At 77.8% G+C, this 23316-nt stretch carries 20 protein-coding genes and 1 pseudogene; 5 read left to right on the forward strand and 16 right to left on the reverse strand.

Going from position 1 to position 23316, the window contains the following annotated elements; genetic code table 11:
- Positions 1 to 4: 4 nt before the first annotated feature.
- Together AB0J00_RS16795 and AB0J00_RS16800 are read right to left on the reverse strand one after the other, a co-directional pair.
- Positions 5 to 196, reverse strand: coding sequence for a hypothetical protein (locus tag AB0J00_RS16795; protein ID WP_357746691.1), 192 nt, complete (start codon positions 194 to 196; stop codon positions 5 to 7).
- A gap of 20 nt (positions 197 to 216) precedes the next feature.
- The gene (locus AB0J00_RS16800) at positions 217 to 1158 is read right to left on the reverse strand and encodes a hypothetical protein (RefSeq protein WP_357746694.1); all 942 of its coding nucleotides are present in this window, start codon (positions 1156 to 1158) and stop codon (positions 217 to 219) included.
- 127 nt (positions 1159 to 1285) lie between these two features.
- Here AB0J00_RS16800 and AB0J00_RS16805 point away from each other — a divergent pair, with 127 nt between their 5' ends.
- Entirely contained in the window at positions 1286 to 1933 is a 648-nt protein-coding gene (locus tag AB0J00_RS16805) for a hypothetical protein (protein WP_357746697.1), read from the forward strand.
- A 9-nt stretch (positions 1934 to 1942) separates the two neighbouring features.
- On the opposite strand, the gene AB0J00_RS16810 is transcribed toward AB0J00_RS16805, so the two are convergent.
- Genes AB0J00_RS16810 through AB0J00_RS16840 form a run of 7 tightly spaced genes read right to left on the reverse strand, consistent with a single transcriptional unit; the run spans position 1943 to position 9931 of the window.
- Positions 1943 to 3544: an ABC transporter permease gene (locus AB0J00_RS16810; protein WP_357746700.1), complete on the reverse strand. Its 1602-nt coding sequence runs from the start codon at positions 3542 to 3544 to the stop codon at positions 1943 to 1945.
- Positions 3541 to 4458, reverse strand: coding sequence for an ABC transporter ATP-binding protein (locus AB0J00_RS16815; RefSeq protein ID WP_357746703.1), 918 nt, complete (start codon positions 4456 to 4458; stop codon positions 3541 to 3543). The genes AB0J00_RS16810 and AB0J00_RS16815 overlap by 4 nt, the downstream gene beginning before the upstream one ends.
- A gap of 24 nt (positions 4459 to 4482) precedes the next feature.
- Positions 4483 to 7059, reverse strand: a complete 2577-nt coding sequence (locus tag AB0J00_RS16820; protein WP_357746705.1) for a cation-transporting P-type ATPase — start codon at positions 7057 to 7059, stop codon at positions 4483 to 4485.
- A 19-nt stretch (positions 7060 to 7078) separates the two neighbouring features.
- Entirely contained in the window at positions 7079 to 8080 is a 1002-nt protein-coding gene (locus tag AB0J00_RS16825; RefSeq protein ID WP_357746707.1) for a hypothetical protein, read from the reverse strand.
- A 20-nt stretch (positions 8081 to 8100) separates the two neighbouring features.
- A complete protein-coding gene (locus AB0J00_RS16830) occupies positions 8101 to 8322 on the reverse strand; it encodes a DUF1918 domain-containing protein (protein WP_357746709.1) in 222 nt (73 codons plus the stop codon).
- Entirely contained in the window at positions 8319 to 9221 is a 903-nt protein-coding gene (locus AB0J00_RS16835) for a universal stress protein (protein WP_357746712.1), read from the reverse strand. Before AB0J00_RS16835 ends, AB0J00_RS16830 begins: the two co-directional genes overlap by 4 nt.
- Positions 9222 to 9247: 26 nt before the next feature.
- Positions 9248 to 9931, reverse strand: a complete 684-nt coding sequence (locus tag AB0J00_RS16840; protein WP_357746714.1) for a CBS domain-containing protein — start codon at positions 9929 to 9931, stop codon at positions 9248 to 9250.
- A 161-nt stretch (positions 9932 to 10092) separates the two neighbouring features.
- On the opposite strand from AB0J00_RS16840, the gene AB0J00_RS16845 reads away from it, so the two are divergent.
- On the forward strand, positions 10093 to 10659 hold the full coding sequence (locus tag AB0J00_RS16845; RefSeq protein WP_357746715.1) for a hypothetical protein: 567 nt from the start codon (positions 10093 to 10095) through the stop codon (positions 10657 to 10659).
- On the forward strand, positions 10656 to 12221 hold the full coding sequence (locus AB0J00_RS16850) for an FAD-dependent monooxygenase (RefSeq protein ID WP_357746717.1): 1566 nt from the start codon (positions 10656 to 10658) through the stop codon (positions 12219 to 12221). Before AB0J00_RS16845 ends, AB0J00_RS16850 begins: the two co-directional genes overlap by 4 nt.
- A gap of 67 nt (positions 12222 to 12288) precedes the next feature.
- On the opposite strand, the pseudogene AB0J00_RS16855 reads toward AB0J00_RS16850, so the two are convergent.
- From AB0J00_RS16855 to AB0J00_RS16870, 4 genes and pseudogenes are all read right to left on the reverse strand, one after another.
- Positions 12289 to 12498 (reverse strand): annotated as a pseudogene (locus AB0J00_RS16855) (flavodoxin domain-containing protein); the annotation flags it as partial.
- A gap of 3 nt (positions 12499 to 12501) precedes the next feature.
- Positions 12502 to 13383: a universal stress protein gene (locus tag AB0J00_RS16860; protein WP_357746719.1), complete on the reverse strand. Its 882-nt coding sequence runs from the start codon at positions 13381 to 13383 to the stop codon at positions 12502 to 12504.
- Positions 13380 to 14249 carry a universal stress protein gene (locus AB0J00_RS16865; protein WP_357746722.1) on the reverse strand — a complete coding sequence of 290 codons (870 nt, stop codon included), beginning with the start codon at positions 14247 to 14249 and terminating at the stop codon, positions 13380 to 13382. The genes AB0J00_RS16860 and AB0J00_RS16865 overlap by 4 nt, the downstream gene beginning before the upstream one ends.
- A 24-nt stretch (positions 14250 to 14273) precedes the next feature.
- Entirely contained in the window at positions 14274 to 14873 is a 600-nt protein-coding gene (locus AB0J00_RS16870) for a hypothetical protein (protein ID WP_357746724.1), read from the reverse strand.
- Between the two features lie 192 nt (positions 14874 to 15065).
- Here AB0J00_RS16870 and AB0J00_RS16875 point away from each other — a divergent pair, with 192 nt between their 5' ends.
- Entirely contained in the window at positions 15066 to 17504 is a 2439-nt protein-coding gene (locus AB0J00_RS16875) for an HAD-IC family P-type ATPase (protein ID WP_357746727.1), read from the forward strand.
- On the opposite strand, the gene AB0J00_RS16880 is transcribed toward AB0J00_RS16875, so the two are convergent.
- Positions 17467 to 18555, reverse strand: a complete 1089-nt coding sequence (locus AB0J00_RS16880) for an acetate/propionate family kinase (protein ID WP_357746730.1) — start codon at positions 18553 to 18555, stop codon at positions 17467 to 17469. The two genes, AB0J00_RS16875 and AB0J00_RS16880, sit on opposite strands and share 38 nt — an antisense overlap.
- A gap of 1 nt (position 18556) precedes the next feature.
- Positions 18557 to 20950 carry a phosphoketolase family protein gene (locus AB0J00_RS16885; RefSeq protein WP_357746733.1) on the reverse strand — a complete coding sequence of 798 codons (2394 nt, stop codon included), beginning with the start codon at positions 20948 to 20950 and terminating at the stop codon, positions 18557 to 18559.
- Positions 20951 to 21168: 218 nt separating this feature from the next.
- Between AB0J00_RS16885 and AB0J00_RS16890 the strand changes: the two genes are divergently transcribed.
- Positions 21169 to 22941, forward strand: a complete 1773-nt coding sequence (locus tag AB0J00_RS16890) for a GAF domain-containing protein (protein WP_357746737.1) — start codon at positions 21169 to 21171, stop codon at positions 22939 to 22941.
- On the opposite strand, the gene AB0J00_RS16895 is transcribed toward AB0J00_RS16890, so the two are convergent.
- On the reverse strand, positions 22913 to 23308 hold the full coding sequence (locus tag AB0J00_RS16895) for a pyridoxamine 5'-phosphate oxidase family protein (protein ID WP_357746740.1): 396 nt from the start codon (positions 23306 to 23308) through the stop codon (positions 22913 to 22915). The two genes, AB0J00_RS16890 and AB0J00_RS16895, sit on opposite strands and share 29 nt — an antisense overlap.
- Between the last annotated feature and the right edge of the window lie 8 nt (positions 23309 to 23316).

The following is a 23316-nucleotide window of genomic DNA, read 5'->3' on the forward strand; positions in this document are numbered from 1 at the left end:
CGGCTCAGCCCCCGGTCGGCCGGGCGTCGTTCCACATGTCCAGCAACCGGTCCAGCTCGGCCAGGCAGGCGGCGACCTGCTGGCGCGCGGCCGGGGTGTCGCCCAGCTGCTGCACCAGCCGGGCCGTGGCGAGGTCCTGGCGGGCGGCCACCAGGTCCAGCTGGATGGTGTCGGTGAGCGCACCGCTGCCGGCCACCCGAGCCTGCCGGGGTCTCCTCACGTCCACCGGGTGCCTCCCCGACCGTCCGGCAGCGGACCGTGGCGCACGTCCCGCGGTGGCTGCGGCGCGGGTGCCCGGCCGGGCTCGTGCACGTGCCCGACGCGGAGCATCGTCTGCGGGTGCGCGTCCGCGGTGAGCGCCGCGCGCAGGTGGTCGCGGGTCGCCGGCACCTCCATCACCTGGGTCACCGGGGAGGCGGCCCAGCCGCGGACGGTGAGCAGGAGCAGCAGCCGCTCGAGCGCCTCGCCGGCCCGGACCCAGGCCACCGGGTCGTCCCTCCGGCTGGTCAGCAGGAGGAAGGTCTCCCCGGTGGACGCGGGGACGCCGGACCGCCCGGGGCGGAACGGGTCCGGGGTCCAGCGGCGGGGCCGGTCCGCCCGATACGGGTCGGGGGTGAGGACGGCGTCCGCCTGGTGCGTGAGCCGGCCGAGCAGCCGGAGGACGGCGTCGCTGACCACCGCCCGCAGCTGGGTGTCCTCCGCCGCGGCCGCGGCGGTGAGCTGGGCGAGGAGGTCGGCGGGCAGCCGTTCGGCACGGTAGGGACGCCGCTCGCTGTGGCGCCGGGGGACCGCGTCGGCGAGCCGGGCGAGGTCCGGGTCGGGGTCTCCGCGCACGGGGCGGACGACGGCCACCAGGTCGGGGTCGCCGCGGTCGGGGAACCGGTCCACCTCGACGGCGCACCCCGCCGCCGCCAGGAACGCCCGGACGTTGAGCAGCGCCGCGCCCAGGCTCACCAGCAGCTCGCGGCCCTCCGGGTCGGTGGCGGGCAGCTGCCGGGACCGGTCGGCCAGCAGCTCCAGCCGGTCCGGGTGGACCACCAGCGTCCAGGGCCGGGTGTCCTGGACCGAGGGGGCCCGCGCGGCTGCCTCGGCCGCGTCGGCGAGCGCCTGCCGGACGCCGGCGGCGGAGCCGGGCGCCGGGCTGCGGTGGACGTCCATGGCACCCCTCCCGTCTGCGTCTCCCCAGCGTGCGCCGGTGCACCGCCGCCCAGGAGAAGACGGCGGTCCCGGGCACGAGGGCCCAACGTCACTGCCCCCGCCTGCGGGCCCGCCGGAGCCTGACGTCATGGACAGCACCTCGCAGGCAGTCCCCGGTGCAGCGGGGACGCCGACGCCCGTCCCGGACGACGGGCCGATGATCATCGACGACGCCCTGAACCGGTTCGACACCACCCACGCCGAGCACCTCGTCGTCGACGCCGACGTGGCCTCGACCTGGGCCGCGCTGCTGGCGACGGACCTGATGACCGTGCACACGCCGCTGCTGGACGCCGCCTTCTGGGCCCGCGGCCTGCCGGCCCGGCTCCGCGGCACCCGGGACCGGCCGGAGCCCGTGAGCCTGGTGGTGGGCGGGGACATGGCGATGGAGGGCTGGCTGGACCTGGGCCGCCGCGAGCAGCGGGAGATCGCCTTCGGCGCCGTGGGCCGGTTCTGGCAGCCGGACATCACCTGGCGCGACGTCGGGAGCGCCGCGGAGTTCGCGGCGTTCGACGAGCCGGGCTGGGGCCGGATCGCGGCGAACTTCTCGCTGCGGCCCTACGGCCGGGGGCGGACGCTGCTGAGCTACGAGGCCCGCACCGCGGTGCCGGACGAGGACTCCCGGCGGCGGTTCGCCCGGTACTGGACGGTCGTCGAGCCCTTCGTCGGGCACATCATGCGGGCCACCGGACGGGCGGTCGCCGACCGCGCCACGGAAGCGGCCACCCCGGCCTGACCCCGGTCGTCAGCCGGCCGCGACGTCCCGCCGGCGGACGGCGGCGAACGCCACCGCCAGGAAGCCGGCGGCGACCGCGGCCAGGGCCAGCAGCGGTGCCGCCGACCAGGCCTGCGCGGGCACCGTCGGGGTGCGCAGCAGCGGGGACAGGTCGCCCACCCAGGCCGGCCAGCCGAAGCCGTCGGCGAACAGCGTGACCACCAGCAGCCCGCCGAAGGCCGTCCACGCGGCGGGCACCGCGGCCGCGGGGACCGCGCCGACCAGGGCCGCGGCGAAGCCGGCCGCCACCCACACGGCCGGGACGTACCCGAGCGCGGCGCCGGTGAGCCGGCCGACCTCGCCCGCCCGGCCGGTGGCCACCGCCCGGCTGGCGCCGGTGGCCAGCCCGTCCAGCACGAGCAGGGCGGTGGCCCCGCCCAGCGCGACGACCAGGTGGCTGCCGAGCCAGCGCGCCCGGCCCACCGCGGCGGCCAGCAGCGGTTCGGCGCGCCCGGCCGCCTCCTCGGTGCGCGCCCGGCAGGTGGCGGAGACCGCGTAGGCGGTCACCAGCAGCGCGGCGATCCGGACGGTCACGCCGAGGTAGGAGTCCACGAGCTCGGCCGTCGAGCTGCCGCGGAAGAACACCTGGGCGTCGGGGTTGTCCGCCAGCAGCGTGCGCACCGACTCCGCGAGGCCGCCGTACACCAGGCCCAGCAGCGCCACCCCGACGGCCCAGGCCAGCAGCGCGCCGCGCTGCAGCCGCCAGGCCAGGCCCAGCGGGGAGCCCAGTGCGCGGGAGGCGGTGGCCGGTCCGGGACGCGGCTGCAGGAACCCCGCGCCCAGGTCGCGGCGGTCCAGCAGCGCCCGGGCCCCGGCCAGCGACAGCGCGGCGGCCGCCAGCGGGAGCAGCAACGGCCACCACCGGTCGTCGGACCACGGGTGGGTCGCCTGCGCCCAGCCGAGCGGGGAGGCCCAGGACGCGCCGTCCCCGGTGACGTCCCCGAGGGCGCGGACCACGAAGGCGACGCCCAGCAGACCGCCGACCAGCCCGTACACGCTGCGGGCCCCGCCGGCCAGCTGGGCGCAGACCGCGGTCGCACCGGTCCAGACCAGCCCGGCCGAGGCCGTCGCCGCGCCGAGCACGACCGCGCCGTGGCCGGGCAGACCGCTGAGCGCGGCCGCGGCGGCGATCCCGGCCCCCAGCAGCGCGCAGGCGGCCGCCGACACCCCGGTCGCCGCCAGCAGCGGGGCGTGCCGGCCGAGCCGGCCCGCCCGCAGCAGCTCGGTGCGCCCGGCCTCCTCGTCGGCGCGGGTGTGCCGCACCACGGTGGACGTCGCCATCAGCGCGGCGAGCACCGCCAGCACGCCGGAGATCTCGAACGCGACGGTCCCGGCAACGGTCCCCAGCCCGACGGGGGGCCCGGAGAAGGCGATGCTCGCCGCGTTGCTGCCGGCCGACGCCCGGTAGGCGGCCAGCGCCGCCGGGGTCCGGTAGAAGGACTGGTTGGACGTCGACTGCGCCCACATCAGCGCCGACCCGGCGAGCACCCAGACCGGCAGCCGCACCCGGTCGCGGCGGACGGCGAACCTCAGCAGGACGCCGGTGCCGGCGACGTCCCGGCGCGGCGTCACGGGAGCCGTTCCAGGTCCCCGGCGGCGGCCAGCTCGTCACCGTACTGGCGCAGGAACAGCTCCTCGAGCGTCGGCGGTGCGCTGGTGAGGCTGCGCAGACCGGCGTCCACCAGGGGACGCAGGGCGTCGTCCAGGTGGGTGCTGTCGACGTCGAAGCTCACCCGGCCGCCGGTGCGCCGCACACCGTGCACCCCGGGCACGTCGGCCAGCCCGGGGACCGGGCGGTCGGTCTCGGCGGTCACCGAGGTGCGGGTCAGCCGGCGCAGCTCGGCGAGCGAGCCGGTCTGCACCGTGCGGCCCCGGCGGATGAGGCTCACCCGGTCGCACAGCGCCTCGGCCTCGGCCAGCACGTGGCTGGACAGCAGGACGGTGCGCCCCTCGGCCCGGACCTCGCGGACGCAGCTCTGGAAGGTGGCCTCCATGATCGGGTCCAGGCCGGACGTCGGCTCGTCGAGCACGAGCAGCTCCGCGTCGGAGGCGAGCGCGGCGACCAGCGCCACCTTCTGCCGGTTGCCCTTCGAGTAGGTGCGGGCCTTCTTCCGCGGGTCCAGGTCGAAGCGCTCCAGGAGCTCGTCGACGCGCCGCCGGTCAGCGCCGCCGCGCAGCCGGCCGAGCAGGTCGATGACCTCACCACCGGTGAGGTTCGGCCACAGCACCACGTCCCCGGGCACGTGGGCCAGCCGGCGGTGCAGGGCCACCGCGTCCCGCCACGGGTCACCGCCGAGCAGCCGGGTGCGGCCGGCGTCCGCGCGCAGCAGGCCCAGCAGCACCCGGATGGTCGTCGACTTCCCCGACCCGTTCGGGCCCAGGAAACCGTGCACCTCGCCCGGGGCGACCTCCAGGTCCAGCCCGTCCAGCGCCCGGGTGCGCCCGAACGACTTCACCAGCCCCTGGACCTCGATGACCGCGGCCATGCCCGCCCCCGCCCCCCGCGCCGGCTACCGGCGGGCGGCGAGTGCCTTGGCCAGCGCATCGGCCAGCAGCACCGCGGGGACGGCGAGCACGGCGACGGCCAGGCCGAGCAGCGACGGCACGCGCTGGTCCAGCAGGTCGGCCACCGGCGGGATCCCGACCATGCCGGCGAGGACCAGCAGCTCGACGCCCACCGCACCGACCAGCAGCGGGTTGGTGCGCCAGCCCAGCCGCCAGGCCGGCCGGCTGCTGCTGCGGCAGGCGAAGGCGTTGGCCGCCTGGCCCAGCACGATGGCGGTGAACGCGGCCCCGGACGCCGTGGCCAGCACGCGGGCGCCCGGCTCGTCGCCGTAGCCCCAGCCGGAGGCGACGAGCACGGTCAGGAAGGCGCCCAGGGCGACGACCGCCTCGACCGGGCCGAGCACGCCGAACGCCCGGCCCAGCAGCCGCCGGTCGACCAGCCGCTGCCGCGGTGGCGGGCCGTCGAGGACCCGGGGTGACGGCGGTTCGGCGCCCAGCGCGAGCGCAGGGAGCAGGTCGGTGGCGATGTCGAGGCTCAGCACCTGGAGCACGCCGATGGCCAGCGGCACCGCTCCGGCGGTCACGCTGAACACCACGAACGGGGCGAGCTCGGCGACGTTGTCGGTCAGGTGGTAGGTGAGGAACCGCCGGATGTTGGCGAAGGTCGTCCGGCCCTGCCGGACGGCGGCGACGACGGTGGCGAAGTGGTCGTCGAGCAGCACGAGGTCGGCCGCCTGCCGGGCGACGTCCGTCCCGCTGGCCCCCATGGCGATGCCGATGTCGGCGGCCCGCAGCGCCGGGCCGTCGTTGACCCCGTCGCCGGTCATGGCCAGCACGTGCCCGCGTGCCTGCAGCGCCTGGGCGATGCGCAGCTTGTCCTCCGGGGCGACCCGGCACACGACGGCGCCGTCGCGGTCCAGCAGCGCGCCCAGCGCGGCCGGGTCGCCCGGCAGGTCCCGCCCCTCGACCACCACGCTGCCACCGGCCTGCCACAGCCCGACCTGCCGCGCGACGGCCGCGGCGGTGGCCCCGGCGTCGCCGGTGACCATCGCGACCGCGATCCCGGCCCGCCGGCACTCGGCGATCGCCTCGGCGACGCCGTCGCGGGGCGGGTCCTGCAGCGCGACCAGCCCGAGCAGCCGGAGCTCCCGCTCGGCGGTGTCCGCGTCGGGTACGTCCGCCGGGGGCGCAGGCCGCTCGGCCACGGCGAGCACGCGGAGCCCGTCGGCGGCGAGCCGCTCGGCCTCCTCCCGGGCGCCGGGCGCGGCGGCGCAACGGGGGAGCACGGTGTCGGGCGCGCCCTTGACGCACAGCACCCCGCCCGCGACCACCGACATCCGCCGCCGTCGGGGGTCGAACGGGAACCGGCGGCCGGTGGGCACCGCGAGCTGCGCGTCCGGGACACCGGCCCGGCCGGCCAGCGCGTGCAGCGCCGCCTCCATCGGGTCCCCGACCGCGGTCCAGCCCTCACCGGTGCGGCGCACCCGCCCGGTGGAGCAGAGGACCGCGACCCGGGCCAGTTCCCGGGACGCCTCAACCGCCGGTCCCGGCCCGGTGACCCGGCCGGTCGGCTCGTACCCGCTGCCGTGCACCGCGACCGTGCCGGCCGGGGTCCACACGGCGACCACGGCCATCCGGTTCTGCGTCAGGGTCCCGGTCTTGTCGGTGCAGATGAACGTGGTGGAGCCCAGCGTCTCCACCGACTCCAGCCGCCGGACCAGCGCGTGCTGGTGGGCCAGCTGCTGGGCGCTGCGGGCGAGGGAGAGGGTGACCGTGGGCAGCAGCCCCTCGGGCACCAGCGCGACGGTCACCCCGACGGCGAACAGGAAGCCGTCCCGGGCCGGCATGCCCAGCAGCAGCCCGGCGCCGAAGCAGACGGCGCCGAGCCCCACCGCCAGCAGGCTGATGGCCCGCACGACCCGGTCCAGCTCCCGGCTCAGCGGGGTCTTCGCCCGCTCGACCGTGCGGGTCATCGTGGCGATCCCGGCCAGCCGGGTGTCGCCGCCGACGGCGGTCACCGCCGCGGTCGCCTCGCCCTCGGTGACGAAGCACCCGGCGTAGACGCTGCGGCCGGGCTCGGCGTCGACCGGCTGGCTCTCCCCGGTCAGCAGCGACTCGTCGACCCGCAACCCGTGCACGTCCAGCAGGTGCAGGTCGGCGGCGATCCGGTCGCCCGCCTCGAGGACCACCAGGTCGCCGGTGACCAGGTCGACGGCGTCGACCTGCTGGCGCTGCCCGTCCCGCACCACGGTCACCCGGTGGGGCACGAGGTCGCGCAACGCCTCGGCCGCCCGGTCGGCGCGGTATTCCTGGACGAAGGCGAAGACCCCGTTCAGCACCACCACCGCCGCGATGGCGATCCCGAGCTGGGGCATCCCGCCGACCACCGCCAGCACCGCGGCGCCCCACAGCAGCAGCGCGAAGAAGTGCACCAGCTGCGCGGCGAGCAGGCGGACCGGGGAGGGGGGCCGCTCGACCGGCAGCCGGTTCCCGCCGGGGACCCGGCGCCGGGCGGCCTCAGCGGTGCTGAGCCCCCCGGCCGGTGCGGTGACCGGCCCGCCGGCCAGCTCGGTGCCGCTCACGTGCCCAGGGCCGGCCGGGTCACCGGCCGGCCGGTGCGGCGGGGTCGTCCAGCAGCCGGATCGTCTCCTCGACCGGCCGCCGGCCGGTGCGCGGCACGGGTTCGGCGCTCACCGGCGGCCAGCCGACCCGGACGACGACCTGGGGCTCCCCGCCGCCGACCAGCGCACGCACGCCCGCCCGGGTGGCCGGCACCTCCAGCGGCTGGCTGACCGGGTCGCCGGCCAGGCCGTCACGGGTGGCCTGCAGCAGCACGGCGCTCAGCGCCTCGCCTGCGACCAGGTGGTCCAGGGGCGAGTCGCCCGGCGTGGTCAGCACCGCCACCTCCGCGCCGTCCGTCTCGTCCCGGCCCAGGGTGTTCTGGGGGAGGTCGCGGCCGGCGAAGTGCCGCACCGGCAGCGACCCGTCCGGCAGGGTGGGCACGTTGCCGGACGGCACGCCCTCGGCCGCTGCCCGGCTGCGCCCGGTCCACTCGGCGGTCTCGGTGCCGATGCCGGGCGTCAGCGCCTGCTCGACGGCCGCGTGCTCGGCCAGGGCGGCCAGCCGGCGCACCGCGGCGGCGTGCAGCACGTGCAGCGTGCCGCCCTGCCGGGCGGCGGCGGCCACCAGTGCCTCCAACCGGCCGGCGGGCACCGGCCAGGTCGACATGGCCCGCCGGTCGCTGCGCCGCCGCTCGATCGCGGCGGCCAGGGCGAGGTCGTCGGGCAGCGGTTCCCCGGGCCGCAGCTCGACGGCGGCGAGGTGACCCGGGTCCGCCCGGTCCGGCAGCCGGTGCACCCGGGTCGCCAGCCCGGCGGCCAGCAGCGCGACCCGCAGGTGGTGCAGCGCCGCGCCGCAGCTGATCCGCAGGTCCCGGCCCTCGGGGTCGGTCGCCGGCAGGGCCCGCGCGGGGTCGGCGTGCAGGTGCACAGTCCGGTCGCCGAGCACCCACAGCCACGGCTGCGAGTTGTGCACCGACGGTGCCTGGTTGGCCAGCGCGACGGCGGCGCGGACGGTGGCGTGGGTCTGGTCGACGGCGAGCACGGTGCCTCCTCGGTGGCGGGTCAGCTGCGGGCGGCGCGGTGCGCCGGTGGGGTGGGGGAGACGACGGCGTCGCTGCCGGGGAAGACGACGCTGGTCCGGTCGTCGTCGGTCCAGCGCACGACGTAGGGCGGCGAGCCGTCGGCGTGCGCGACCTCGACCACCTGGCCGATCCGCACCTGCTGGTCCAGCAGCCGGCCGCGGACGACCAGCCAGTTCCCCACCTCGGCGCGCACGCCGCTCACCGCCCGTCCGCGGCGACCGGGACGACGGCGACCGGGCTGACCGCCCGGTGCAGCACCCCGTGGGTGGTCGAGCCGAGGGTGGCCAGCCGGTTGCGCCGGCGGTGCCCGACGACCAGCAGCTCGGCGGTCAGCGAGGCCGCCAGCAGCGCGTCGACCGGGCGCTGGCGGACGACCACCTCGCGCAGCTCGACGTCGGGCTGCTTCTCGGCCCAGCCGCCGACCGCCTCGCCGAGCACCCGCTGCTCGTCGTCGGCGGCGCCCGCCCAGTCGACCAGCGGGGACGTCGACCGGTAGGCCACCTCCACCACGGCGTCCTGCCAGGCGTGCACGGCGACCAGGTCGGTGCCCAGCACGGCGGCCCGGTCGAAGGCGAAGGCGAGCACCTCGTCGTCCCCGCGCCGGCCCTCCACGCCCACCACCACCGACCGGCGGCGGCTGACCCGCGCCGGGGTGTCGTCGGGCAGCACCACCACCGGGCAGGTGGCGGTGGCCGCCACCGCGGAGGCGACCGACCCCAGCAGGAGACCGGCGACGCCGCCGAGCCCCCGGCTGCCCAGCACGAGCAGCTGTGCCGACCGGGAGGCGCCGGCGAGCACCTCGGCCGGGTGGCCCTCCTCGACCCGGCACGTGATCCGGTCGCGGGGGAGCACCCCGTCGAGCTCGGCGGCGACCGCGCTCAGCGCTGCCTCCGCGTCGGTCTGCCAGGCGGGCAGCGACCCGCTGCCGGGCGGCGGGTCGACGACGATGCCGGCGTGCGCCCACGGCAGCGCGTGCACCAGGTGCAGCGGGACGCCGAGGCGCTGGGCCTCGGCCGCCGCGGACCGCGCAGCGCGCCGGGCCAGGGCCGAACCGTCGTAGCCGCAGACGACCGGCGCGGTGGGGGTGGCGGAGGTGGTCATGGGAGCTCCGTTCGGGACGACGTGGGTCAGGCGCCCGCGGCCTGCCGGGCCACCTGCGGGGCGGCGGGCGTGAGGCGCACGGCGACGACGCCGGGGACCGTCGCGGCCAGCGTGCGGACGGCCCGCTCCTCGGCCGGGTCGCCGCCGACCGGGTCGCCGCCGTCCGGGTTGCCGCCGTCCGGGGCACCGTCCCGGGCGCGGCGCAGCTCCGCCACGCCCTCGGTGACCGCCACGTCCCAGGTGCCGGACCGGCCCGTGTAGGCCTCCACCAGCGCCAGCAGGTCGCGGCGGATGTCGTCGTCGTCCCGGACGAGGGTGCGCAGCAGGTCCCGGCGCGACAGGATGCCCACGAGCCGCTCGCCGTCGACGACGGGGACGCTGCGCAGCCGGTCGTCGACGAACAGCCGGGCCACGTCGGCGACGTCCGCCGTCGCGAGCACGGTGCGGGCGCGGGCCGTCATCACCCCGCGCACCAGGGGCGACGGGGGCACGGCCGCGATCTCGGACCGGCGCAGGTGCAGCCGGGGGTCCTGGGGGAGCCGGTCGCGCAGCACGTCGGCCTCGGTGACGATGCCGACCAGGCGGCCGTCGTCGTCGACGACCGGCAGGGCGGCGAAGCCCCGCTCGGCCAGCACCTCCGCCGCGTACCTCGCCGAGGTGTCCGGCCCCACCGTGACCACGTCGCGGGTCATGACGTCCCTGGCCTGCACGGTTGCCTCCTGGTGGCGGTCCGGCCGTCGTCCTGCGCCCATGCTCGGCAGCCGGGGGCCGGGTCCCCAGGGCCGTCCCGACCGCGGGGCAGGGACCTCCGGCCCTCGCTCTGCCGGTGCGGGGGCGGGACCGTCGGCGCACGCCCGGCCGAGGAGGACCCATGGACGAGCAGACCCCGCTGCCCGCGCTCACCGCCTGGACCGGGGTCGCGCGGTGCGCCGTCCGCTGCGCCCTCCTGCTGGCGCGGGGCCGCCTGCACCTGCCCCGCGAGCACGTGGGCCGGCTGCTGCGGTTCGCCGACGGCACGACGGGGCGCGTCTACCGCGAGACGCGGGTGGACGGGCCGCCGGCCGGAGCGCCGTGCCTGCTGGTCGTGGAGTTCCGGCTGCGCGGCGTCCGCGGCGCGGGGCACCGGCTGTTCCGCTGGGAGAGCCTGCTCAACACGCCGCTGTTCGCCGGCTTCCCGGGGCTGCGCAGCAAGCTCTGGCTCGCGCACGACGAGCACGGCGTCTACCGCGGGGTCTACGAGTGGGACGGCCCGGAGCGCGCCGCGCGGTACGCCAGGTCGCTGTGGCGGGTGCTGGCCCTGGTGAGCGCCCCGGGGTCGATCCACTACCACGTCGTGCCGGGCATGACCCGCGACCGGCTGCTGGCCGACCCCGGCGTCCTCGCACCGGTGGCCGCGGACGACGCCGCCGGCTGGTGGCGGCTGGTCGGCGTCGGGTGACCGGCAGCCCGGACGTGCTGGTCGTCGGGGCCGGACCGACCGGCCTCGCGCTGGCGCTGCAGGCCGCCCGGCACGGGGCGTCGGTGCGGGTGGTCGACCGGCGGGGGGACCCGGTCCGCCGGTCGCGGGCGATGATCGTGCACCCCCGCACGCTGGAGGTGCTCCGGCCGCTGGGCGTCACCGACGCGCTGCTGGACCGGGCGGACACCGCGCCCGGCGCCCGGCTGCACCTGGGCGGTCGCGTGGTGCAGGTCCGGCTGGCCGATCTGGCGCTGCCCGGCACCGCGTTCCCGCACCTGACCCTGGTGCGGCAGGCGGACGTCGAGGCGGTGCTCGCGGCCGCGCTGCGGGAGGCCGGCGTGGCCGTCGGCTGGGGCACCGGGCTCGGGGCGCTCGCCGCCGGCGCCGGCGGGGTCACCGCCGTGCTGCACGGGGCGGTGGGGGAGTCGCGGCTGGACTGCGGCGCGGTGGCCGGCTGCGACGGGGCGGACAGCACCGTGCGCCGGCTGACCGGGACCGGCTGGCCCGGCGCGCCGTACCGGACCGAGGCGGTGCTCGCCGACGTGCACCTGGCCGGGGACCTCGTCGCCGGGGGACCGGCCCCGGACGGCGCCACGATCGGGGTCGGCCGCGCCGGCCTGGTGTTCCTCTTCGCGCTGGGGGAGGGCGCGCCGTGGCGGCTGCTGGCCACCCGGCAGGTCCCGGGCCGGCCGCTGCCGGCCGGTGCGGACGGCCCGCCGGTCGCCCCCGCCGAGCTGCAGCGGCTGCTCGACGCCGCCGGGTTGCCGGCCCGGGTCACGGACGTGACGTGGTCGGCGAGGGTGGGGCTCCAGCGCCGCATCGCCCGGCGGTGGCGGACCGGGCGGGTGTTCCTCGCCGGGGACGCCGCGCACGTCTCCTCACCGGCCGGCGGGCAGGGCATGAACCTGGGTCTGCAGGACGCCGCGGACCTCGGCTGGAAGCTCGCCCAGGCGCCCGCCAGCAGCGCGCCGGAGCTGCTGCTGGGCTCCTACCAGCGCGAGCGGCGCCCGGTCGCGGCCGCGACCCTCGCCCTGACCACCGGCCTGTTCTGGTTCGAGGCGGGCGGGCACCCGCTGGCCGGCGCGGTGCGGGGTGCCCTGGCCCCCCGGGTCGCACCGGTGGTGCCGTGGCTGGCCGGCCGGCAGCGGTTGGTCGCCGAGGGGGTGCGCCTGCTGGGCGGACTGCGGACCGGCTACCGGGGCAGCCCCGTCTGCCGGTGGGGGAGCGTGCGTCCCGCTGGTGGGCCGCACCCCGGCGACCGGCTGCCCGACGCGCCCGTCGTCCGCGGCGGCCGGCCGGAGCGGTTGCACGCCCTGCTGGCCCGACCGGGCGTGCACGTGCTCCTCGACCGGGACGCCGACCCGCTGCCACCCGCGCCGCCCGGCGCCCGGGTGACCGTGCACCGGCTCGACAGCAGCGCCGGCACCGGCGTGCTGGGGGTGCGGCCCGACGGGTACACCGGCTTCCGCAGCGGCCTGGTCGACGACGAGCTGACCGACTGGCTCGGGGTGGTCGGCGCCGGCGGAGCACCGCCGGGCTGAGCGCGCCGGTCACCTCACCGGCCGGCCCCCGGGGTGGTGCCGCCCGGTCGAGGACGTCGCGGGCGGCCGGGAGCCACGCCATGTCGTGCACCGCGCTCCCCAGCACCCAGGCGCGGAAGGCGGCCGGGTCGACATCGGACCCCAGCGGCCGGCACGTCACCGGCTCGCCGGCCGTCTGCAGCCGCGCGGCGATGCGCTCGGCGACCCCGCGGGTCGAGCCCGCGGCGGAGGCGTACCCGACGAGGACCGGGCCGGGGCCGGGGGAGTCGTGGTCCACGGCTCACCCCGGCGGCCGCGCCACGGACCCCGCCAGCGCCCGCACGGTCGCCCCCTGCGGAGCAGGGGGCAGCGGCACCACCAGCGCGGGCACCGCCGACTGGGAGACCGCCGCCCGGACCGATGCGCTCAGCGGCCCGGCCGGCGCGCGGCGGCCCACCACGAGCAGCTGCGCGCCGTCGGCCTGCCCGCGCGCCGGGAGGCCGGCCGGGTCACCGGTCACCTCCAGCCGCATGCGGACGCCCGGGGCGGTCGCCTGCAGCCGGCCCACGGCCGCCGGCAGGTCCGGGCCCTCCTCCCGCTCCGGGCCCGGGCGCAGCTCCACCACCCGCAGGTCGCAGCTGCGCGTGCTGGCCTCGAGCGCGGCCGTGCGCAGCAGCTCCGCGACGTCCGCCGGGTCGCCGGTGTCCACGCCCACGACGACGGGGCACCCGTGGTGCCCGAGCACGGGGGCGGCGGCCGCCGACAGCACCGGTCGCGGGCTCTGCCGGATGACGGTCGCGCGGACGGCCCCGACGACGCCGGCGAGCGGCCCGGGGCCGTGCGCGCCCAGGACCAGCAGGTCGGCGTCCGGGGCCTCCGCGAGCAGGACGTCGGCCGGACGGCCGTCGACGAGTGCGGCCTCGACCCGGGTGCCCGGGTGCGTCGCCGCGAGCCGCCGCCGCAGCCGCTGCAGGTGGTCCTCCGCCGCTTCCCGGGCTGCTCGGCGCACCGGGGACCCACCGGGTCCGGCGGCGCCGCCGACCGGCCAGTCGAAGACCCGCAGCAGGCGCAGCGGCAGCAGCCGTCGCTGCGCCTCGTCCGCGCCCGCCCGGGCCGCCGTCTCGGCGAGGTCGGTCCCGTCGACCCCGACCAGCACCGGCGGGAACCGGCTGCCGGGCCTCACGCCGGCGCCAGCGGCACGGTGAGCACGGGGACGGCGACCCCGTGCAGCACGGAGTGGAGCGTCGCCTCCGCGAAGGGGGTGGCGTGCTGGCCCAGGACGACCAGCGACGCGTCGTCCGCCTCCTGGGCGACGACGTGCGGGGCACGTCCCTGGACAACCACGGCGTCGATGGCCAGCTCCGGGTGCCGCCGGCGGAGTGCGGCGACCAGGTCGTCGACGGCTGCGCGCTCGGCCTGCTGGACGGCGGCCGGGTCCCAGCGCCACTCGAGCGGCCGCAGGGTCTCGTCGGTGAGCTGCCACCAGGCGTGCACCACCCGCAGCGGCTCACCGCGCAGCTCCGCCTCGACGGCCGCCGCCTCCAGCACCGGACCGGCGTCGGCGACCACGTCGACGGCCGCGACCACCCCGCGGTTGCGGGCGCCCCAGGGGGCGGTCCGGTGCACCAGCACCGGGCAGGGGCCGGTCGTCGCGACCGCCTCGGCCACCGAGCCGAGCTCGCCGGTGGCACTGGAGGACGTGCCCGTGGCCCCGAGCACCAGCAGCTCCGCCGTCCGGCCCTGGTCGGTGAGCACCTCGACCGGCGAGCCGTCGAGGACCGCCGTGCCGACCTCGTCGGCCCCCAGCTCGGCGGTCAGCCGGGTGGCGAGCCGGGCCAGCGCGGCCGTCGCGCTCGACCGGACCGCGGCCCGGGCGTCCAGCCCCTCGGGCAGCCCGGTCAGCGGGCGGTCCGGCCAGCGGAGCACCCGGACCAGCCGCAGCGGCCGGCCCCGGCGCGCCGCCTCGGTGGCGGCCGCGCGGGCTGCCGCCTCGGCGGACGGGGAGCCGTCGACCCCGACGACGACGGGGTGGGCAGGGGACAGGGACATCAGCTCTCCTCGATCGGGTGGCGGTCAGGCGGGCCGGCGGCGGCCGGCCCACTCCGGTTCGACGTCGGCCCACTCGCGCTCCCAGCGGCGGCTGCGCTGCCGCCACAGCGCCCGGCAGACGCCCAGGTGCAGCAGCCCGGCGGTGCCGGCGGTGCCGAGGAAGACGAGCACGCCCTGGCTGAACGCCTGCCAGAAGACGTCGTCGGCGCTCATCGGCGCGGGCACCCGGCCGCCGTCGGCGTCCAGCCAGACGGTCACCTCGTCGCCGGCCCGCATCCCCGGGCGGGCCGGGACGGTGCCCGAGCGCGCGGTGCCGTCGGGTGCGGTCCAGCGGGCCTGGGTCGGGTGCCGGTCGCCGGTGGTGCCCAGCGTCGCCGGGGGAGCGTCGTCGACCAGGACGGCGACCTGCTGGGACCGGTCGGCGGCCTGGACGGCGGCGACGCGCTGCGCCGCCGCGTGCGCCACGGTGCCGACGGCCAGGGCGACCGGCACCGCGAGCAGCAGGACGGCGGCGAGCAGGACGCGCGAGGCCAGCTCGAGCCGGTCGCTGCCCCGCTTGAGCGGGCCCCGGCCGAGCACCGCCCGGCGGAGCAGCCGCCGTCCCACACCCGTCTCCCCGGACATCAGCGCACCTCCGCCCGACCGCATCCGTCGAGGTGGAGCGTGGCCCGCCGGCGGCGGGCCGGATCGGGCCGGAGGTCCCTGGCCGGGCGGGAAAGGTCCCCGTCGGTCGGCAGCTGAGGACCAACGACCTGGGGCAGCGCGCCGCCGCGCACCTAGCGTGCAGGAGGACGCGGCGATGCGGAGGGCGTGCCGATGACCGACCTGCGCACCGCGCCCGCCCTGGCGCGGCCGACGCCGCCGACCGGGCTGACCGCGGCCGAGGTCGCCGACCGGGTCGCCGGTGGTCGCACGAACGCCACCACGACCCGCACCAGCCGGACGGTCGGCGAGATCGTCCGGGCCAACGTGCTCACCGTCTTCAACGGACTGCTGGTCGCGCTGTTCGTGGTGGTGATGGCCACCGGCCGGTGGCAGAACGGGCTGTTCGGCGGGGTGGTGCTGGCGAACTCCGCGATCGGCATCGTGCAGGAGCTGCGGGCCAAGCGCACCCTCGACCGGCTCGCGGTGCTCAACGCGGCGCCCGCCCGGGCGGTCCGCGACGGCGCCGAGCACGAGGTGCCGGTCTCCGACGTCGTCCAGGACGACGTGCTGCGGCTGACCGCCGGGGACCAGGTGCCGGTCGACGCCGTGGTGCGCGACGCGGGCGGCCTGACCGTCGACGAGTCGTTGCTCACCGGCGAGTCCGAGGCGGTGGCCAAGCAACCCGGCGACCCCGTCTGGTCCGGCGCGATCGTGCTGGCCGGTTCCGGGCACGTGCAGGCCACCGCGGTCGGCGACGACTCCTACGCCGCGCGGCTGTCGGCCGACGCCCGCCGGTTCACCCGGGCGCCGTCGGAGCTGGTGACCGCGACGAACCGGCTGCTGCGCTGGATCTCGCTGGTCCTGCTGCTCGTCGGCCCCGCCGTGCTGTGGAGCCAGTTCCGGTCGGCGGACAACCGCAGCTGGCAGGAGGCGGTCACCGGGACGGTCGCCGCGCTGGTCGGCATGGTCCCCGAGGGGCTGGTGCTGCTGACCACGCTGGCGTTCCTGCTCGGCACCCTCACGCTGGCCCGCCGCCAGACGCTGGTGCAGGAGCTGCCGGCGGTGGAGGGCCTGGCCCGGGTCGACGTCGTCTGCCTGGACAAGACCGGCACCCTCACCCACGGCGACGTGCGGTTCGACCGGCTGGTCCCGCTGGCGGGCGGCGGGCAGGACGACGGTGCGGTGCGGGCGGCGCTGGGGCTGCTCGCCGCCGCCGACGGCGGCAACGCCACCGCCGCCGCGGTGGCCGCGGTCTTCCCGCCGCCGCCGGGCGTCGCGGCGGCCGGCAGCGTGCCGTTCTCCTCGGCCCGCAAGTGGTCGGCCGTGCGCTCGCCCGGCGGCACCAGCTGGCTGCTCGGGGCACCGGAGATGGTGCTGGCCGGCGCGGCCGGTCCCGGGGTGACCGGCGCCCGGCAGCGCGCCGACGAGCTGGCGGCGGAGGGCCGCCGGGTGCTGCTGCTGGCCTGCTCGGCGCGCCCCTGGACGGCGGCTGGCGCCGACGTCCGGCTGCCGGCGGGGATCCGCCCGGTCGCGCTGGTGGTGCTCGGCGAGCGGATCCGCGCCGACGCCGCTGAGGTGCTGCGGTTCTTCACCGAGCAGGGCGTGGCGCTCAAGGTCATCTCCGGGGACAACCCGCGCACCGTCGGCGCGGTCGCCGCCGCGGTGGGCGTGCCCGGGGTGACCGGCGCGGCCGACGCCGTCGACGCCCGCACCCTGCCGGAGGACCTCGAGGGCCTGGCCGGCGCGATCGAGGCCGGCAGCGTGTTCGGCCGGGTGACGCCGCAGCAGAAGCGGGCGATGGTCGCCGCCCTGCAGCGGCACGGGCACGTGGTGGCGATGACCGGCGACGGGGTCAACGACGCGCTGGCGCTCAAGGACGCCGACATCGGCGTCGCGATGGGCAACGGCTCCCCGGCCACCCGCGCGGTCGCCCAGCTGGTGCTGCTGGACGGCCGCTTCGCCCACCTGCCCGAGGCGGTCGCCGAGGGGCGGCGGGTCATCGCGAACATCGAGCGGGCGGCGAACCTGTTCCTGGTGAAGAACGTCTACTCGCTGGCCCTGGCCCTGGTCACCGTGGCGACCCTGGTCGCCTACCCGCTGGCGCCGATCCAGCTGACGCTGATCTCCACGGTCACCATCGGCGTGCCCGGCTTCTTCCTCGCGCTCGGCCCCAACCGGCGGCGCTACCTGCCCGGCTTCCTCACCCGGGTGCTGCGCTTCTCCGTGCCCACCGGGGTGGTCACCGGCGCGGCCGCCTACACCGGGTTCGCGCTCACCCGCTGGCTGGAGCCGGCCGGCGGGGTCGCCGGAGCCCGGTCGACCGCGACGCTGGTGGTGCTGGCCGTGGCGCTGTGGACGCTGACGCTGCTCGCCCGCCCGGTGCGCGCCTGGAAGCTCGGGGTCGTCGCCGGCATGGCCGGGCTGGCGGCGCTGGCGGTGGCCGTGCCGGCGCTGGCCCGGGACGTGTTCCTGCTGGAGCTCACCCCCACCGGGGTGCTGGTCGCCGCCGGGACCAGCGCCGCCGCGGCCGTGCTGGTCGGGCTCGTCGACCTCCGGTTCGTCGACGGCCGGTTCAGCGGCGCCCGGCGGGCCGCGCCGGCGGCCGGCTGAGCGCCCGCACCACGCCGGCGGCGATCTGCAGGTCCTCGCGCGCGCGGACCACCAGCACCCGCACGCCCGGACCGGCGGCGGAGACGTCGGTGTCGGGGTTCCCGGTGGCGGACGCGTTCCGGGCCGGGTCGACGGCCACCCCCAGGTGGGCCAGCCGCGCCGCCGCGCCCGCGCGCACCGCCGGGGCGTGCTCGCCGACGCCGCCGGTGAACACCAGGGTGTCCAGCCCGCCGAGGGCGACGGTCATCGCCGCGACGTGCCCGGCCAGGGAGTGCAGGTACACGTCCAGCGCCAGCCGCGCGTCCGCGGTGCCGGGGTCGTCGGCGGGGCCGGCGGCGCGGGCCAGGACCTCCCGCATGTCCGCCGTGCCGGCCAGCCCCTGCAGCCCCGAGTCGTGCTCGAGGGCGTCGGCGACCTCGCCGGGCCGCAACCCCTCGTGCTCCTCCAGCCAGAGCAGCAGGCCGGGATCGACCGAGCCGCTGCGGGTCGCCATCACCAGCCCCTCGAGCGGGGTGAAGCCCATCGTGGTGTCGACGCTGCGGCCCTCGAGCACCGCGGCCAGCGAGGCACCGGCCCCCAGGTGGCAGGTCACCACCCGCCGGCCGCCCGGCGCCAGCTCCGCCGCCCGGCCGGCGGCCCAGGCGTGCGACAGACCGTGGAAGCCGTAGCGGCGCACGGCCCACCGGTTGCGCCAGGCGCGGGGCAGCGCGTAGGTCGACGCCGCCGCCGGCAGGGTGGCGTGGAAGGCGGTGTCGAAACAGGCGACGTGCGGGACGCCGGGCAAGAGCTCCCGCGCCGCCGCCAGGCCGTGCAGCGACTTGGGCTGGTGCAGCGGGGCGAGCTCCACCAGGTCGTGCACCCGCCGCTCCACCGCGGCGTCGATGACGACCGGCTCCACCAGGTCGGGGCCGCCGTGCACGATGCGGTGCCCGACCGCATCGACGTCCGGCGGCCGGTCGGGGAGGTCGTCCCAGGAGTCGACGGCCACCCCGTCGTCCACCAGGTCGACCTTCAGCGAGCTCGAACCCGCGTTGACGACGAGGACCCGCACGTCAGTACGGCCAGGTCCAGCCGGACACCTCGGGGAGGTCCTCGCCGTGCTCGCGGGTGTACGCCCGGGCGCGGGCCCGGGCGTCGACCATCTCCTGCCGCAGGTGCGCCATCCGGCCCTGCAGCGACGGGGTGCGGTCGATGACGTCCATGACCAGGTGGTAGCGGTCGAGGTCGTTGAGCATCACCATGTCGAACGGCGTGGTGGTGGTGCCCTCCTCCTTGTAGCCGCGCACGTGGATCTCGGCGTGGTTGGTCCGGCGGTAGGTCAGCCGGTGGATCAGCGACGGGTAGCCGTGGAAGGCGAACACCACCGGCCGGTCGGTGGTGAACAGCGCGTCGAACTGGGCGTCGGGCAGCCCGTGCGGGTGCTCGGTGTCCGGCTGCAACCGCATCAGGTCGACCACGTTGACCACCCGCACCCTCAGCTCCGGCACCCGCTCGCGGAGGATCGCCGCCGCGGCCAGCGTCTCCAGGGTCGGGACGTCGCCGGCGCAGGCCAGCACCACGTCGGGCAGCTCGCCGGCGTCGTTGCTGGCCCACTCCCAGATGCCCAGCCCGCGGGCGCAGTGCAGCACCGCGTCGTCCATCGAGAGGTAGGTCAGCGCCGGCTGCTTCCCGGCGACCACCACGTTGATGTAGTCGCGGCTGCGCAGGCAGTGGTCGACGGTCGACAGCAGGGTGTTGGTGTCCGGCGGCAGGTAGACCCGCACGATCTCGGCCTTCTTGTTGACCACGTGGTCGATGAAGCCGGGGTCCTGGTGGGAGAAGCCGTTGTGGTCCTGCCGCCACACGTGGCTGGACAGCAGGTAGTTCAGCGACGCGATGGGCCGCCGCCACGGGATCGCCCGGGTGGTCTTCAGCCACTTGGCGTGCTGGTTGAGCATCGAGTCGACGATGTGGATGAACGCCTCGTAGCAGTTGAACAGCCCGTGCCGGCCGGTGAGCAGGTAGCCCTCCAGCCAGCCCTGGCACAGGTGCTCGGACAGCACCTCCATCACCCGGCCGTCGGGGGCCAGGTGGTCGTCGCCGGGCAGCAGCTCCGCGTTCCACGCCCGGTCGGTGGCCTCGAAGAGCGCCTGCAGGCGGTTGGACGCCGTCTCGTCGGGTCCCATGACCCGGAAGGTCGTCGGGTTGCGCCGGACTACGTCGCGCAGGAAGGCGCCGGCCACCCGGGTCGCCTCGCTGGTCGCGGTGCCGGGCGCGGGCACGTCGACGCCGTGGCCGCGGAAGTCCGGGAGCAGCAGCTCCTGCAGCAGCTCGCCGCCGTTGGCGTGCGGGGAGGCGCTCATCCGGCGCTGACCGCGCGGGGCCAGCGCCGCCAGGTCCGGTCGCAGCGCGCCCTCGGCGGTGAACAGCTCCGCCGGCCGGTAGCTGCGCAGCCAGGCCTCCAGCTGGGCCAGGTGCGCCGGGTTGCTGCGCACCCCGGCCAGCGGCACCTGGTGCGCCCGCCACGTCCCCTCGACCGGGACGCCGTCGACGGCGGCGGGGCCGGTCCAGCCCTTCGGGGTGCGCAGCACGATCATCGGCCAGCGCGGCCGGGACACGTCGCCGCCGCGGGCGCGCTCCTTGATCGCGGCGATGTCGTCGAGCGCGTCGTCGAGCGCGGCCGCGAACGCCTGGTGGACGGCGTCCGGGTCGTCGCCGGCGACCACGATCGGGCGGTGGCCGTAGCCGCGCAGCAGCGCCAGCAGCTCGTCCTCGGGCAGCCGGGCGAGCACCGTCGGGTTGGCGATCTTGTAGCCGTTGAGGTGCAGGACCGGCAGCACCGTGCCGTCGCGGGCCGGGTCGACGAACTTGTTGGAGTGCCAGCTGGCCGCGAGCGGACCGGTCTCGGCCTCGCCGTCGCCGACGACGCAGGTCACCAGCAGGTCGGGGTTGTCGAAGGCGGCGCCGTAGGCGTGCACCAGCGCGTAGCCGAGCTCGCCGCCCTCGTGGATCGACCCCGGCGTCTCCGGTGCGACGTGGGAGGGGATGCCGCCGGGGAAGGAGAACTGGCGGAACAGCTGCCGCAGCCCGTCGGTGTCCCGGCCGATGTGCGGGTAGACCTCGCTGTAGGTGCCCTCGAGGTAGGCGTTCGCGACGATGCCGGGCCCGCCGTGGCCGGGGCCGATGACGTACATGGCCGACAGGTCCCGGGCCCGGATCGCCCGGTTGAGGTGGGCGTAGACCAGGTTCAGCCCGGGTGTGGTTCCCCAGTGGCCGAGCAGCCGCGGCTTGACGTGCTCCGGTCGCAGCGGCTCGGTCAGCAGCGGGTTGTCCATCAGGTAGATCTGCCCGACCGACAGGTAGTTCGCTGCTCGCCACCACGCCTCGATCAACCGCAGCTCGTCGGCGTCCAGCGGCCCGGCGGCGGTGTCGTGCGTGGGCGACTGGCGCGGTGCGGTGGTGGTCATGCGGCTCCCCGGGTCCCACGGCTGGACGTCCCGGGGGCCACGCTCCCCGAGCCCGGTCGGGCGGTGCAGGGACCAACGTCCCGCCCCGCCGGGGTACCCGGTCCCGGGCGGGCGCCCGGAACGGCTACTGCCGCCCGCCGCGCAGGGCTAGCGTGACGGCAACAGGGCGGGGGACCTGGCCGAGGGCCCCGTCGAGCGCCGACCGGGAGGTGCCGGTGATGGGCAGCACCCCGCAGCCACGGGCGCGCACCGAGGTGCCGGGTCCGCCCAGGAGCCCGGACCCGGACCCGGCGGCGCTCACCTTCCCCGACGTCCCCCGGCTCGAGCTCGACCAGCTGCTGGAGCAGCTGGTCGACCGGGCGCAGGAGGTGCTCACGACCCAGGGCCGGCTGCGCGGGCTGCTGCGCGCGAACCGGCTGGTCGCCGGCGACCTGGCGCTGCCCGTCGTGCTGCGGCGGATCGTCTCCGCGGCGCGGGAGCTGGTGGGCGCCCGGTACGCGGCGCTCGGTGTCATCGGCCCCAGTGGCCTGGTGGAGTTCGTGCACGAGGGGATGCCCCCGGACGCGCTGGCGCGGATCGGCCACCTGCCGCAGGGCAAGGGGCTGCTCGGTGCCCTCATCGACCAGCCGGAGCCGATCCGCATCCCGCACGTCCGCGACGACCCCCGGTCCGTCGGGTTCCCCGCGGGCCACCCGGGGATGGAGAGCTTCCTCGGCGTGCCGATCCGGGTCCGCGGCGACGTGTTCGGCAACGTCTACGTGGCCGACAGCACCCGCGGCACGTTCAGCGCCGAGGACGAGGAGCTGCTGGCCGCGCTGGCCGTGTCGGCCGGCGGGGCGATCGACAACGCCCGGCTGTACGAGACCGCACGGGCCCGCGGTGAGTGGCTGCAGGCCTCGGCCGCGGCCACCCGCGAGCTGCTCTCACCCGGCGCGGACGACGGCCGGGCCCTCGCGCTCATCGCGGAGCGCACCCAGGAGATCGCGGACGCCGACCTCGCGCTGCTGATGGTCCCCGACGGCCCGGACGGGTCCCAGCTGCGGATCGCGGTCAGCGTGGGAGAGGACGGTGGGCACCTGCGCGGGCGCACGCTGCCCGTCGCGACGTCGCTGTCCGGGCGCGTCCTCACCACCGGTGAACCGGTCGCGGTGCCGCGCCTGACCGACGAGGGGGGCCTCGCGGCGCTCACCTCCGGGCGGGTCGACGTCGGGCCGGTGCTCGCCGTCCCGCTGACCGGGTCCGGCCGGGTGCACGGGGTGCTGACCGTGGGCCGGTTGGCCGGGCGCCCCGCCTTCACCACCGACGACGTGGACATGGTGTTCAGCTTCGCCAACCACGCCGCGCTCGCCATCGAGCTCGCGGAGGCCCGCCGCGAGCAGGAGCGCGCCTCGGTGCTCGGCGACCGGGAACGGATCGCCGCCGATCTGCACGACCACGTCATCCAGCGGCTGTTCGCCGCCGGGCTCAGCCTGCAGGCGCTCGCCGCGACCATGGGCCCCGGGGCGGCGGCGGACCGGCTGGCCACGACCATCCGCGACCTGGACGACACCATCGGGCAGATCCGGGCAAGCATCTTCCAGCTGCAGGAGGGGGCGCGGGCCCAGTCCGCCGGGCTGCGCACCCGGGTGCTCGCGGTGGTCGACGAGGTCGTCCCCGCGCTCGGCTTCGAGCCGGCGCTGCGCTTCGACGGGCTGCTCGACGCGCTGGTGCCGGACGCGGTCGCCGACGACGCGGTGGCGGTGGTGCGGGAGGCGCTGACCAACGTCGCCCGGCACGCGCGGGCGCGCAGCGCCCGCGTCGAGCTGACGCTGGCCGACGGGGCGCTCACCGTGGTGGTCCGCGACGACGGCCGGGGGCTGGGGCCGACGTCCCGGCGCAGCGGTCTGGCGAACATGCGCCGGCGGGCGCAGGGGCACGGCGGGGACCTGGTCGTGGCGCCGGCGGTCGGCGGGGGCACCGTGGTCACGTGGCGGGGGCCGACGCGGGCGTGAACCCCCACGCCCGCGTCGCCACCCGGTGGCGGACCGTCGCGACGTCGACCCGGACCAGCTGCCCGCCCGGCTCCGCGGTCAGCGACGCGTCGGCCGGCGGCCACACGCAGACCCCCACCACGGTGACCGTCCAGCCGCGCCGCAGCCCGACGTCCCACGCGTCGGCCTGCAGCGCGACGATCGTGCCGGGCCGCACGTGCTCGGCCGTCTCCGCGTCGACGCAGGTCAGCAGCGCGCCGTCGGCCCCGGTGAGCAGCGGGACCGGCCGGATCTCCGGCAGCGCCCCGACGGTGAAGCCCAGCCGGCCGACCGGGACCGAGGACAGCAGTCGCCGCCACTCGGGCGCCGGGGGCGCGGAACCGGTCATCGTGCACC

This window comes from Modestobacter sp. NPDC049651 (assembly GCF_040659695.1).
In the GTDB taxonomy this organism is placed as follows: domain Bacteria; phylum Actinomycetota; class Actinomycetes; order Mycobacteriales; family Geodermatophilaceae; genus Modestobacter.

What these genes read in the sequence shown, in the direction of transcription:
- AB0J00_RS16845 (WP_357746715.1), top strand. Translation starts at nt 10,093, where the DNA reads ATGGACGAGCAGACCCCGCTGCCCGCGCTCACCGCCTGGACCGGGGTC.
- AB0J00_RS16805 (WP_357746697.1), top strand. Translation starts at nt 1,286, where the DNA reads ATGGACAGCACCTCGCAGGCAGTCCCCGGTGCAGCGGGGACGCCGACG.
- AB0J00_RS16890 (WP_357746737.1), top strand. Translation starts at nt 21,169, where the DNA reads ATGGGCAGCACCCCGCAGCCACGGGCGCGCACCGAGGTGCCGGGTCCG.
- AB0J00_RS16800 (WP_357746694.1), bottom strand. Translation starts at nt 1,158, where the DNA reads ATGGACGTCCACCGCAGCCCGGCGCCCGGCTCCGCCGCCGGCGTCCGG.
- AB0J00_RS16885 (WP_357746733.1), bottom strand. Translation starts at nt 20,950, where the DNA reads ATGACCACCACCGCACCGCGCCAGTCGCCCACGCACGACACCGCCGCC.
- AB0J00_RS16835 (WP_357746712.1), bottom strand. Translation starts at nt 9,221, where the DNA reads ATGACCACCTCCGCCACCCCCACCGCGCCGGTCGTCTGCGGCTACGAC.
- AB0J00_RS16870 (WP_357746724.1), bottom strand. Translation starts at nt 14,873, where the DNA reads ATGTCCGGGGAGACGGGTGTGGGACGGCGGCTGCTCCGCCGGGCGGTG.
- AB0J00_RS16895 (WP_357746740.1), bottom strand. Translation starts at nt 23,308, where the DNA reads ATGACCGGTTCCGCGCCCCCGGCGCCCGAGTGGCGGCGACTGCTGTCC.
- AB0J00_RS16875 (WP_357746727.1), top strand. Translation starts at nt 15,066, where the DNA reads ATGACCGACCTGCGCACCGCGCCCGCCCTGGCGCGGCCGACGCCGCCG.
- AB0J00_RS16865 (WP_357746722.1), bottom strand. Translation starts at nt 14,249, where the DNA reads ATGTCCCTGTCCCCTGCCCACCCCGTCGTCGTCGGGGTCGACGGCTCC.
- AB0J00_RS16815 (WP_357746703.1), bottom strand. Translation starts at nt 4,458, where the DNA reads ATGGCCGCGGTCATCGAGGTCCAGGGGCTGGTGAAGTCGTTCGGGCGC.